This window comes from Paenibacillus sp. FSL H7-0326 (assembly GCF_001955535.1).
GTDB lineage: Bacteria > Bacillota > Bacilli > Paenibacillales > Paenibacillaceae > Paenibacillus > Paenibacillus shunpengii.
In genome coordinates, this window is sequence record NZ_MPVN01000004.1 from 449,786 (window position 1) to 462,264 (window position 12,479).

Sequence of the window (12,479 nt, forward strand, 5' to 3'; positions counted from 1 at the left end):
CTTTATTGTGGAATCATGGATAGGCAGAATAATTGCCTGAATTCATAACCTCGCTTCTTAGCTTCGGTACATCTAAGTAGCATGCGTTATAAAAAAATTACATCCTCAAGTATATCTTCAAATATCTTCAAATATCTTCAAATACATCCTCACAGCAGTATCTTCTCAAGCGCTTTGCCGTATGATATAATAAAGAGTCGACAGACTTGCTTTAACTGTATGATTATTTTTATTAATGACAAAGGATTGATGACGTTGTAGCGATACCCTCATTACAACCTTTTAAACCTTATAATATAATGTCGGATACGAACGAATGTGAAAGATGCTTAAGAAGAGGTGATTACTATGTTGGATCGTTTACAGGCCCTTGTGGATCGTTATGAGAAGCTTAGTGAGCTGCTGTGTGACCCGGATGTGGCGAGTGACAGCAAGAAGCTGAGAGATTATTCGAAGGAACAATCGGATTTGCAGCCTGCGTATGAGGCTTATACCGAATATAAAACTGTCGTTGAAGAGCTCGATGCAGCGAAGCAAATGCTGAACGAGAAGCTTGACGATGAGATGCGTGAAATGGTGAAGATGGAGATTGATGAGCTGGCTCCCCGCCAGCAGGAACTCGAGGAGAAGATTCGTATTCTGCTTCTGCCGAAAGACCCGAACGATGACAAGAACGTGATTGTCGAGATTCGTGGTGCGGCAGGCGGTGACGAGGCTGCGCTGTTCGCTGCAGATCTATACCGGATGTATACACGTTATGCAGAATCCCAAGGCTGGAAGGTCGAGCTGATGGATGTGAATGAGAGTGACCTTGGCGGATTTAAAGAGGTTATCTTCATGATCAATGGCCGCGGCGCTTACAGCAAAATGAAATACGAGAGCGGCGCTCACCGGGTACAGCGCATCCCTGCGACAGAATCTGGCGGACGGATTCATACCTCTACTTCTACCGTAGCGGTTATGCCTGAGGCTGAGGATTTTGATATTGAAATACATGACAAGGATATTCGTGTTGATACGTTCTGCTCCAGTGGTGCAGGCGGTCAGTCCGTTAATACGACGAAATCGGCCGTTCGGGTAACGCACGTACCAACGGGCATTGTCGCTACATGTCAGGATGGCAAATCCCAGAACTCCAACAAGGAAAAGGCACTTCAAGTGCTGCGTACTCGGATCTATGACATGATGCGTCAAGAGGAAGAGGCAAAATATGCAGGTGAGCGGAAGAGCAAAGTCGGTACGGGTGATCGTAGTGAACGGATTCGCACGTACAATTTCCCGCAGAGCCGTGTAACGGATCATCGGATCGGTCTAACCATGCATAGACTGGATCAAGTGATGAACGGTGAGATTGAAGAGATTCTGTCTGCCCTGACCATTGCAGAGCAGGCAGAAATCATGGAAAAAGGGGAATAAAGCTTTGATGCGGTTGCAATTTCAATTGCCGCAAGGAAGCAGCAATCGGGAAGCCTTTCTTAAGGCTTCCTCTTTTTTAGAAGACTGTGGTGTGCTGGAGCCGCAGAATAATGCGCGTTTGCTGCTGGAGTACGTTCTGGGGCTCGAGGGGGCTGCTTATTATATGGCGCTGCCGGATGCTTTTCCGGCGGAGCAGATTTCAGCATTCGAAGAGGCTGTGAATCGCAAGGGCCAGGGGGAACCGGCCCAGTATATTATAGGGCGGCAGGAATTCTACGGCCTGCCGTTTATGGTAAGTCCCGCCGTGCTGATCCCGAGGCCCGAGACGGAGCTGCTCGTCGAGGCGGTCATGCTGCACGGCGACAGGCTGTGGCCAGGCGGAACACCGCTGGCCGCAGATATTGGCACAGGCAGCGGCGCCATTGCGGTGACGCTGGCGGTGAAGCGGACGGGCTGGCATGTCGAAGCAAGCGACATCAGCCCGGAGGCGCTCGCCGTAGCTGCACAGAATGCAGCAGCGAACGGCGCAGCCGTGCAGTTTCGCGAGGGCGATCTGCTCGCGCCCTTCGCGGGGGAGCGGGTCGACATCCTGGTGTCGAACCCGCCTTATATCCCGGCGGATGATATCGCCGGGCTGCAGCGTGAGGTGCGCGAGCATGAGCCGCGCACTGCGCTGGATGGAGGTCCGGATGGGCTCGGCCCTTACCGGACCATGATGGCGCAGCTGGCCCTGCTCGCTGCGCCGCCGCGGCTCGTTGGCTTCGAGCTTGGCCAAGGCCAGGCGGAGGATGTGGCCGAGCTGCTGCGTGTGGCCGGCCACTGGGATGAGATCATTGTTGTGCCGGATCTCGCTGGAATTGATCGTCATGTTATGGGAATCAGAAATAAAGGATAAAGCTGGAAGAGGGATTACGAAATTGTAATCCCTCTTGATTTTCTTTTTCCGAATCTATCCCTTACAATAGATGAAGTGTGTAATATTATGTCGAATTAAAATTGTGAATTGTGAAATGCGCTGATGGTTTCATACACGCTTTATCGTGTCGAACCGAAACAGGATGCGTTTTAGGGGGACGGCTTCATGCTGCAGAAGTTTAAAAAGATGGATGCTTCCATCCTGGTTATCATCTGCCTGCTTATGGTCATTAGTATCTTGAGCTTGTACAGTGCCACGCACGGCACGAAACTAGAAGGTCATCATCTTCGGATGCTGGCTTATTATGTGCTGGGCTTCGGAGCAATGTTTGCAATTACGCTGGTCGATTATCGGCTGTTAGTCAAATATGCTTTGTATATCTATTTCTTCGGACTGGCTACACTGCTCGCAGCGAACTTCTTCGGAAGTAACCTGAATAATGCGACCGGCTGGATTCAGCTCGGACCGCTGTCTATTCAGCCGGCAGAGCTCTTCAAGCTGGTACTGGTTATTTTCCTCGCCTCTGTGCTGATTAAACGGGACAAGTCGAAGCTGGATTTTTGGAAAGACGTTGTGCCAATCGGCCTTCTGACTTTTTTGCCGTTTGCTCTTGTCATGCTTCAGAATGACCTTGGAAACGCGCTGGCCTATGTGGTGATACTGATTGCTCTCTTGTGGATCGGGAATGTTAAAGCGTCTCATGCCCTCATTGGTTTTGTCATTGTCGCTGTTATAGTGGGCGGCGGCATCAAGCTGTATACGGTATACCACGACTCGATCTATGATTATCTAGACAAACTCGGCCGTACGCACTGGGCTGAGCGTCTCGACCCTTGGCTCGTTCCCGAGAAGGCGACAGCCAAAGCCTCCTGGCACACCGATAATGCCAAGCTCGCCATCGGATCTGGCGGGATTACGGGGAAAGGCTTCATGGACGGCTCCTCAGTACAATCCGGACGAGTTCCGTACACCTACTCCGACTCCATATTTGTGCTGATTGCGGAGGAATTCGGGTTTGTAGGTTCATCGGTACTGCTGCTGCTGTACTTTATACTGATTCACCGCATGATCTTGATTGCACTGGAGACGAAGGAGAGGACCGGGCCGTACATTATTGTCGGTGTGGTGGCGATGTATTTGTATCAGGTGTTCGTCAATATCGGCGCCTTCATTGGGATCATGCCGCTGACCGGAATTACACTTCCCTTCATTAGTTACGGGGGAACGTCACTTATGATTAATATGGCAAGTATCGGCTTGATCATGAGTATTCGGGTGCACGGACAGGAGACCGATGATGATATCCCATCTCCATCGAGCAATGAGCAGAAGAAACGCTCTTTCAGCCGCAAGGAAGCTAGAGCCTAGTAAGTAAGATAAGAATCAGGGAAGTACGGACTGTCGCAGAGGAGCTGCTCTGCACAGAGCTGTGCTTCTCTTTTTATTTTCACAAGTGCGGACTTCCCTTTCTATGAACTCTATCATCCCATCTCTCGATCCCCTTATCTGCAGTCTCATTTCTACGTACTAGTTGGCGTTATTTACGAAATGAATCGAATCTCTTAAATTTTCAAATGCTAGGTTTAACTCTAGCAAATGGGGACATACTGATAGACATGAAGAACATGGCCTAAGGGGGAGACGGGTATGCGGAAGAGTATGAAGCAGTTTCTAATGATCGTGGTGGTAATGATGATTGTCATGATGAGCTGGGAAGGTCAAAAGATGGATGCTGCGCTTCATCAAACTCTTATTCCGCAGGAGTCCATCCGGCTGCGTATACTGGCTAACTCAGATATGCCGGGTGACCAGCTCGTCAAAAGAGAGATTCGGGACGCTGTCGTCATGCAGATGAATGAGTGGGTCCCTGAGCTCGACAACCCGAATAGTCTGAATCAGGCAAGAACGATGGTTCAAACGCATATTCCTCAGCTTAAAGAATTGGTAGGCGAGGAGCTCGCTGCACGCGGACTGGATTATGAGTATAATGTAGAGCTGGCGGTCGTCCCTTTTCCGACAAAGATGTACGGCAAGTTGATCTATCCGGCAGGCGATTATGAAGCGGTTCGAATTACGCTCGGTAAAGGCGAAGGTCAGAATTGGTGGTGCGTGTTATTCCCTCCTCTATGCTTTGTAGGTGGCAGTAACGGAGATCTCGCGGATAAGGATACAGCTGATACAGGGAATTCGGCGAATGGAAATGAACAAACCACAGAGGTAGCTGCTGCAGAGGGCACTTCTGAGCCTGAAGTCCGATTTTTCTTATGGGATTTATTGGTTAAAATATGGGACTGGGCAGACAGCATGTTTGCTTAGCAGATCGTAGTTAACGAGGGAAAAGTGTGAGGCGGGTGCCGTTCACCGGAATCGAATAATGGCATGGCCATCTCATCGAAAACTCAACAACTATGCTATACTATAAACATTTACGAATACAAGATGAGGCTGGATGATTACAAATGACAAACAATTCAAATAGAACAGATAAGGAACAGCCTGTTATCAAAGCTAGTGGAGGAGACGCGGGAATGGAGACCTCTTATTGGCAGGTGTCGCCGCAGAACAGCAGTGTACAGAATGGCTGGCAGGAACATCATACGATACAAGCGATGGAACATCTGGAAGAAGCTGCTCAGCTCCTTCGGGACGGTTCCATTGTTGCGTTTCCTACAGAGACGGTGTACGGACTGGGGGCGGATGCGAGAAATACGTCAGCGGTGGAAGCGGTGTTTGAAGCCAAAGGGAGACCTTCAGACAATCCGTTAATCGTGCATATTGCGAATCGGGAGCAGCTAGTCGAATTTGTAAGTGAAATCAATGAAATATCGGAAGCGCTGATGAATGCTTTTTGGCCGGGACCGCTTACGATTATTCTACCGCTTAAGCCAGGAGTCTTGTCAGCACGGGTAACTGCGGGCCTCGACACGGTTGGCGTTCGTATGCCGGACCATCCTGTGGCTCTGCAGCTCCTGGCCTTGGCGGACTGCCCTGTTGCTGCTCCAAGTGCGAATCGCTCAGGAAGACCCAGTCCTACACTCGCGGAGCATGTTCAGGTTGATCTGGATGGACGCATTGCCGGGATTGTGGACGGCGGGGCTACCGGTGTTGGGGTGGAATCAACGGTCGTGCAAGCAAATGCGGATGGAACAGTAACGATTCTGCGTCCTGGTGGAATTACGGCAGAACAGCTGGGGACGGTTGCTTCCGAGGTTCGCGTGGACCCGGGTCTTGCTGCGGATCACAATGAGAGCTTGGTTGCGCCCCGTTCACCAGGTATGAAATACACGCATTATGCCCCCAAAGGTGCACTCTGTATAGTCGATGGAGATGCTTCTAAAGTAACGGATTATATCTCCAGCAGGCTTCACGAAGCCAAGGGACGCGGGGAAGTAACTGCGGTTCTAGCCTTCAGTGAGCATATCGGTCAGTATCAGGCAGATGGTTTGTTCTCGCTGGGCAGTATGGACCGGCTGGCAGAGGGAGCTCATCTGCTATATGCCGCACTCCGAAGCTGTGATGAGATGGGCGCATCCTATATTCTGGCTGAGGCATGTCCTTCCACGGGGCTTGGTGCAGCGATTATGAATCGTCTGTTAAAAGCAGCCGGACATCAGATCATCCATGTGACGTAAGAACCTCATACTTGTCATGTTTTACTTCTTGTCCGCATATCGTGTACAAGACTTATAGTGAACATGGGGGTATGAATGAATGCTGGTCGCACCTGCTGAACTCGGCCATCTTATCACAATTATGATTATGGCTGTTGCTCTAGGAATGGATGCATTTTCGCTGGGTATCGGAATAGGCATGAAGGGGATTCGGCTTCTGCATGTGCTTCGGCTGAGCTTGTTGATATCGCTGTTTCATATTCTTATGCCTTTGATTGGTTTCTACACAGGACAGTATGTCAGCTCCTTTCTGGGTCAGATTACTTCATATGTAGCAGGAGGCTTGCTTCTTGCACTCGGTGCACATATGATATTTAACGCCTTGAGACCTGGGGAGTCCAACTTCATGGACCACCGGACGTTTGCGGGGACGATGATATTTGCGGTTAGTGTTAGTATTGATTCCTTCTCCGTTGGTGTAACCCTCGGTATGTTCAAGAGTGATTTATGGCTGACCGTTATCGCCTTCGGCATCTGTGGTTTCGTGATGTCGATGGTCGGTTTATTGATAGGCAGAAGAGTGAGCCGTAATCTCGGAGAATACGGAGAAGCTGTAGGAGGGGCCATATTGCTGGCTTTTGGCATGCTGTTCATCTTCTAGCTCGATTTTTCTCTTTTGCATATTGAGACGAAGCGTCATACAATAGAATTCATCTCATAGGGAACTTAATGACAATGGATTTCATCCAGTTATACAGACGACGGAGGTGACAATATGAAGAATATTCTATTCGTATGTACAGGCAATACATGCCGCAGCCCGATGGCAGAGGGTCTGTTTCGCAAAGCTGCTGCTTCAAGAGGTATTGATGTCGAAGTTCGATCCGCAGGAGTGTCTGCGATAGATGGAAGTACCATCTCTCGTCATGCAGCTGCTGTGCTCAGGGATCACGATATTCAGGATGTCATAACTTCATCCTCGGTCAATCGCGATCTAGTCCAATGGGCAGATCTTATATTAACCCTAACGGGTTCACATAAGCAGCAAGTCATTCATCACTATCCTGAGTGTGCTGATAAGATCTACACGCTGAAGGAATATGCAGAAGATGATCCGAAAGTCCTGGCTGATCTTAAGGAACGGGATCGATTGTATGCAGAATGGCAAATGAAGCGTGCGCTTGGACAGGAAGTGCTGGACTCGGATCGTCAGCGTATTATCGAAATCCAGCAGCGAATTCCAAGCTTTGATATTTCAGACCCTTTTGGGGGCAGCAGAGAAGATTATGATGTGACGGCAGCGGAGATCCGTTCTGCGGTTGAGCGTGTACTGGATAAGCTCAGCTGATTTTTTTGGTGCAGCACTCTAGAAATAGTTGATTTCTAACATCTGATGTTCTATGATGAAGAAGATAAATGAGATTCCGGTGTAACTGGCGACAAGTGTGGATTAAACCACGATGGAGCATCGGAGATAACGGCCGGTCGCCTGGGCAAAAGAGCATTTCTTGCACGCAAGGTATACTTGTGTGGGAGACTGCTCTTTTTTCGTATTTCGTCATATTTTTCGGTATAATAAGACTCAAATGATCTTGGCAGATCGCAAAATAGGGCGAATTAGACGATTCTCATGAGTGAACAACTCTTTCTTGCGATCGTTTTGAAGTCACAAACGGAAGGGGAGGGTTCATTAGGCTATGGAACAGAACAGCAGTCACCCGGAATTGGACCAAATTACGGCACAGACAGCTGAGGTGCTGGAAGAGCTTGCGATTGAAGGAAAGCTTGGTCCAGGTAAAGTCGTCGTCATTGGCACCAGTACAAGCGAGGTAGCAGGCAAGCGCATTGGGACAGCTGGAGCCTCAGAGATTGCACAAGCATTGCTTCAAGGTATAAATGAAGTGAAGAATGCTTACGGTTTTGAGGTTGCTGTGCAGTGCTGCGAGCATTTGAACCGAGCATTGGTTCTGGAGCGTTCGCTGCTTGAGAGGCTTGGACTTACGGAGGTAGCAGCCGTACCGGTTCCGAAGGCAGGAGGCTCCATGGCCGCCGCAGCTTATCGATCTCTGCAAGAACCCTGTCTTGCCGAAACGATTGAAGCGCATGCGGGCATGGATATCGGTGAGACACTCATCGGCATGCATTTGAGGAGAGTTGCTGTTCCTTACCGTACAGCAAGGCGTTATATTGGGGAAGCACGGGTGACTACCGCATTGTCGAGGCCGAAGCTTATTGGCGGAGAGCGTGCGGTGTACCAGCTTGATGTAATCGGCAACACTTCAACTTGTGATTGAGAATTTAATTAAAACAGCTATCATATGGGAGGAATTCAAGTTATGGATCAATTGCGCAAAGCAGACCCGGCAGTACTCAATGCGATGGGATTGGAATTAAAGCGTCAGCAAAACAATATCGAGCTGATCGCCTCTGAGAATATCGTCTCCGAAGCAGTTATCGAAGCGATGGGCTCCGTACTTACAAATAAATATGCTGAGGGCTACCCTGGCAAACGTTACTATGGCGGATGCGAACATGTTGACGTGGTTGAAGATATCGCTCGTGAGCGTGCCAAAGAATTGTTTGGTGCAGAGCATGTCAACGTTCAGCCGCACTCCGGTGCACAGGCGAATATGGCTGTATATCTTGCTGCGCTCAAACCGGGAGACACTGTGCTCGGGATGAACCTTGCACATGGTGGTCATTTAACACATGGCAGCCCGGTGAATGCATCGGGTCTTCTCTATAACTTTGTTGCTTATGGTGTTCAGGAAGATACATTCCGCATCGATTACAATGAGGTTCGCAAAGCGGCGTTTAAGCATCGTCCTCGTCTGATCGTAGCAGGCGCAAGTGCATATCCGCGCACCATTGATTTTGAAGCACTTGCGAGCATTGCTAATGATGTAGGCGCATTGTTCATGGTGGATATGGCCCATATTGCAGGTCTCGTGGCGGCAGGTCTGCATCCAAATCCAGTGCCTCATGCTCATTTTGTAACGACAACAACGCATAAGACACTTCGCGGACCACGCGGTGGTATGATCCTTACGCGCAAGCCATGGGCTGCTGCGATTGACAAGGCTGTATTCCCAGGAAGCCAGGGCGGACCTTTGATGCATGTTATTGCTGCCAAAGCGGTTGCTCTGGGTGAAGCTCTTCAGCCTTCTTTCAAAACCTATGCACAAAATGTAGTCAAAAATGCTCAAGTTCTTGCGGAAACTCTGATTGCCGAAGGTCTGAATATCGTTTCCGGCGGAACGGACAACCACTTGATGCTGATTGATACCCGTAATATCAACATTACAGGTAAAGATGCCGAGCATGTGCTGGATTCGATCGGTATCACTGTCAACAAAAATGCGATCCCTTTTGATCCTACAAGCCCGTTTGTTACGAGCGGTATTCGAATTGGTACGCCTGCAGCAACTTCCCGCGGTATGGACGAAGAAGCGATGGTTGAGATCGGTAAAATTATCGCCAAGACGCTGAAGAACGCCCAAGACGCTACGGTGCTGGAAGAAGCCAAACGACAAGTAACTGCATTAACTGACAAATTCCCGCTTTATCCGGAGCTAAAGTACTAAAATGAAACAAATTTTCCTATACTAAGAATTAGCTGTTTCGGCTATTTTCTTGAACAACAGACCGGACCGCTGTCGTAGTGGTCCGGTCTTTTTTATATTGTTCGAAGGATACAGCCAGATGAAGGTGCATTTTAAGGATAGGGAATGATATAATATACAGGATTTATCGACTTGCCTGTCTATCATTGCATAGATTGGGCTGTTGATGATGAATGAAGAACCTACCGGAGGGACAAGCAATGGGAAAATTGGTGGTATGTGATCACCCGTTGATTCAACACAAATTGACGATTATTCGTGACATGCGCACGAACACTAAGGATTTTCGTGAACTCGTAGATGAAGTGGCAACTTTAATGGCATACGAAATAACACGCGATATTCCGCTCGAAACGATAACTGTACAGACACCTGTAGCCGAGACAGAGGGCAAGGTCATCTCAGGACGTATGCTGGGACTTATTCCGATTCTGCGCGCTGGGCTTGGTATGCTGGATGGCGTCGTGAAATTGATTCCTGCGGCCAAAGTAGGCCATGTTGGACTGTTCCGCGACCCTGAGACTTTGCAGCCTGTGGAGTACTATACGAAGCTGCCTACGGATGTAACGGAGCGCGAGCTCATCGTAATCGATCCGATGCTGGCGACTGGCGGCTCTGCGATTGCGGCGATTGATGTGCTGAAGAAGCGCGGCTGCACTCAGATTAAGATGATGAACCTGGTGGCTGCACCAGAAGGTGTCAAAGCGGTTCAGGGTGCGCATCCAGATGTGGACATTTATGTGGCTGCACTTGATGAAGGTCTGGATGACCACGGTTATATTATTCCTGGTCTTGGTGATGCAGGAGACCGCTTGTACGGTACGAAATAACAAATCAATCTGATACAAAGGGGCTCGAACGCGAATGTCGAAGATTAAAGTAATGACGGTTTTCGGAGTCCGCCCGGAAGCGATCAAGATGGCGCCGCTTATTTTGGAGCTGGAACGTCATCCGGATGAAATCGAATCAATTGTATGTGTCACAGCCCAGCATCGTCAGATGCTGGATCAAGTGCTGGAAGTATTCAACATTACACCGGATTATGATCTGGATGTCATGAAGGATCGTCAGACACTGAACGAAATTACGGTAAGAGTCCTTCAAGGACTTGAACCGGTACTGCAGGAAGCCAAACCGGACATTGTGCTGGTTCATGGAGATACCTTGACCACATTCCTTGCCAGCTATGCGGCATTTTTGCAGCAGATCAAGGTTGGACATGTGGAAGCAGGGCTTCGTACGTGGAACAAGCTGTCACCATTCCCTGAGGAGATGAACAGACAGCTGACAGGTGTGCTTGCTGACTTGCATTTTGCACCGACAGATATGTCTGCGAACAATCTCCTGCGAGAAAATAAGCCGGAGTCAAGTGTATACGTCACAGGCAATACGGTCACGGATGTGTTTCAATATACGGTACGGGATGATTACACGCATCCGGTGCTTGAATTTGCAGAAGGGAAGCGTCTGATTCTAATGACGGCTCACCGCCGTGAATCCCAAGGCGAGCCTCATCGTAACATATTCAGAGCCGTCAAGCGCATTGCAGATGAGTTTGAGGATGTAGCCATCGTTTACCCTGTGCATCTGAGTCCTGCAGTGAAAGAGCCGGCATACGAAATTCTGGGAGGACACCCGCGTATCAAGCTCATTGATCCGCTGGACGTTGTGGATTTCCACAATATTTATCCGCATACGCATCTGATTCTAACGGATTCAGGCGGTATGCAGGAGGAAGCGCCGTCCTATGGAGTACCTGTTCTTGTGCTTCGTGATACAACGGAGAGACCTGAGGGGGTTGAAGCGGGAACACTGGAGCTTGTCGGTACGAACGAGGAGCAAGTATATTCCAGAACGAAGGCATTATTGACCGACTCGGAGCTGTACGCATCAATGAGCGAAGCAGCGAATCCATTCGGTGACGGACGTGCTTCTGAACGGATTGTCAGTGCGATTTTGCACCATTTTGGCAAAAAAGAAGAGCGCCCTGAGCAATTTCACAGAAAGTTCGAAAAATAATTATTTTTATTATGTGATGAAGTGAACAGTACAGCATACAGTCAAACTGTACGGTTTACGTGGCTTTGAGAGATATTGTGAGATTTTTTCACTGTTTTTCAAGGCCTTTTTCATAGCTGGAGCAAGGAATCGACCGATTGACAAACAGTTTACCCATTCAGTAAGATAATTGGGATTGGACAGGCCAGATGCATAATTCATCGTTTTTACGGAGTATTCGTGAAGAACGAGATTTTGACTCATTTTCCATATACAGCGCTTTCTAAGGGATGGGTTGTGTCTACGATGAACCAAGATAAACCGTGGTTAATTGCTCTTGCAATCGGTGGTTCCGGCATCCTGCTGGCTACGTACATAACCATTGGATTCTTTGCAGGCAGGTGGCTGATGAATCTCATAGACGGAGAGGCATATATAATCGCAATTGGTTGTATGGCCGGGCTCGTGCTGGGGGTTCTGAATATAGCTATGTTTATTAAGAAGTTTTTGGGGGCACAAAATGATTAGTTTGTCTTCCATCGTGAATGCTGTGACAAGATTGGCATTTGTACTCTTGTCAGTATCGCTGTTCGCTTGGGTGCTTATGCCCGAACATCGTCCGGTGTTTCTTGGACTTACCATTGGATTAGCTGCAGGATTATTCAATTTTCGATATTTATCGGTGAAAATCAACCAGGTGTCGGAAAGCGCCGCAACGCCCGGAGGCAAAAGAGTCAACTTCGGTTTTTTGTCACGAATGTGCATTACTCTTTTGGCGATCATGTTTGCAGTGCGGTTTGAGCAGGTATCCATGAGCTTCACTATAATTGGGCTTTTCTTAGTTCAGGTTCTGGCTATTCCGGTCAGTATTATCTTGAACGCCAGAGCCGGCAAATGAAAATACTTTTGGAAAGG

The 12,479-nt window shown here is 48.8% G+C and carries 13 protein-coding genes and 1 riboswitch; all 13 genes read left to right on the plus strand.

Translation table 11 applies throughout. From position 1 onward, the window contains the following. The first annotated feature begins 348 nt into the window (after window positions 1-348). The 13 genes from prfA (at window position 349) to BK126_RS20995 (ending at window position 12,462) form a co-directional block, all read left to right on the plus strand. On the plus strand, window positions 349-1,416 hold the full coding sequence (prfA, locus tag BK126_RS20935) for a peptide chain release factor 1 (RefSeq protein ID WP_047912410.1): 1,068 nt from the start codon (window positions 349-351) through the stop codon (window positions 1,414-1,416). 7 nt (window positions 1,417-1,423) lie between these two features. Then, window positions 1,424-2,311, plus strand: a complete 888-nt coding sequence (gene prmC / locus BK126_RS20940; RefSeq protein ID WP_083656028.1) for a peptide chain release factor N(5)-glutamine methyltransferase — start codon at window positions 1,424-1,426, stop codon at window positions 2,309-2,311. 186 nt (window positions 2,312-2,497) lie between these two features. Beyond that, window positions 2,498-3,700 (plus strand): FtsW/RodA/SpoVE family cell cycle protein, encoded by a 1,203-nt coding sequence (locus tag BK126_RS20945; protein WP_076314481.1) that lies wholly within the window; start codon window positions 2,498-2,500, stop codon window positions 3,698-3,700. Window positions 3,701-3,979: 279 nt separating this feature from the next. After that, on the plus strand, window positions 3,980-4,648 hold the full coding sequence (spoIIR, locus tag BK126_RS20950; protein WP_076314482.1) for a stage II sporulation protein R: 669 nt from the start codon (window positions 3,980-3,982) through the stop codon (window positions 4,646-4,648). Window positions 4,649-4,941: 293 nt separating this feature from the next. After that, window positions 4,942-5,964, plus strand: coding sequence for an L-threonylcarbamoyladenylate synthase (locus tag BK126_RS20955; protein ID WP_076314611.1), 1,023 nt, complete (start codon window positions 4,942-4,944; stop codon window positions 5,962-5,964). A 79-nt stretch (window positions 5,965-6,043) separates the two neighbouring features. Further along, window positions 6,044-6,604 (plus strand): manganese efflux pump MntP, encoded by a 561-nt coding sequence (locus tag BK126_RS20960; protein ID WP_047912405.1) that lies wholly within the window; start codon window positions 6,044-6,046, stop codon window positions 6,602-6,604. Between the two features lie 114 nt (window positions 6,605-6,718). Next, window positions 6,719-7,291 (plus strand): low molecular weight protein arginine phosphatase, encoded by a 573-nt coding sequence (locus BK126_RS20965; RefSeq protein WP_076314483.1) that lies wholly within the window; start codon window positions 6,719-6,721, stop codon window positions 7,289-7,291. 71 nt (window positions 7,292-7,362) lie between these two features. Beyond that, window positions 7,363-7,445, plus strand: a riboswitch (ZMP/ZTP riboswitch). Window positions 7,446-7,640: 195 nt separating this feature from the next. Further along, window positions 7,641-8,237: a TIGR01440 family protein gene (locus BK126_RS20970; RefSeq protein ID WP_076314484.1), complete on the plus strand. Its 597-nt coding sequence runs from the start codon at window positions 7,641-7,643 to the stop codon at window positions 8,235-8,237. Window positions 8,238-8,279: 42 nt separating this feature from the next. Continuing rightward, window positions 8,280-9,527: a serine hydroxymethyltransferase gene (glyA, locus tag BK126_RS20975; protein ID WP_076314485.1), complete on the plus strand. Its 1,248-nt coding sequence runs from the start codon at window positions 8,280-8,282 to the stop codon at window positions 9,525-9,527. Between the two features lie 239 nt (window positions 9,528-9,766). Beyond that, window positions 9,767-10,396 (plus strand): uracil phosphoribosyltransferase, encoded by a 630-nt coding sequence (upp, locus tag BK126_RS20980; RefSeq protein ID WP_076314486.1) that lies wholly within the window; start codon window positions 9,767-9,769, stop codon window positions 10,394-10,396. Window positions 10,397-10,430: 34 nt separating this feature from the next. Then, window positions 10,431-11,585, plus strand: coding sequence for a non-hydrolyzing UDP-N-acetylglucosamine 2-epimerase (wecB, locus tag BK126_RS20985; RefSeq protein WP_076314487.1), 1,155 nt, complete (start codon window positions 10,431-10,433; stop codon window positions 11,583-11,585). A 219-nt stretch (window positions 11,586-11,804) separates the two neighbouring features. After that, a complete protein-coding gene (locus tag BK126_RS20990) occupies window positions 11,805-12,092 on the plus strand; it encodes an ATPase F0F1 (protein WP_256209718.1) in 288 nt (95 codons plus the stop codon). Continuing rightward, window positions 12,085-12,462, plus strand: coding sequence for an ATP synthase subunit I (locus tag BK126_RS20995; protein ID WP_076314488.1), 378 nt, complete (start codon window positions 12,085-12,087; stop codon window positions 12,460-12,462). Before BK126_RS20990 ends, BK126_RS20995 begins: the two co-directional genes overlap by 8 nt. Window positions 12,463-12,479 lie beyond the last annotated feature (17 nt).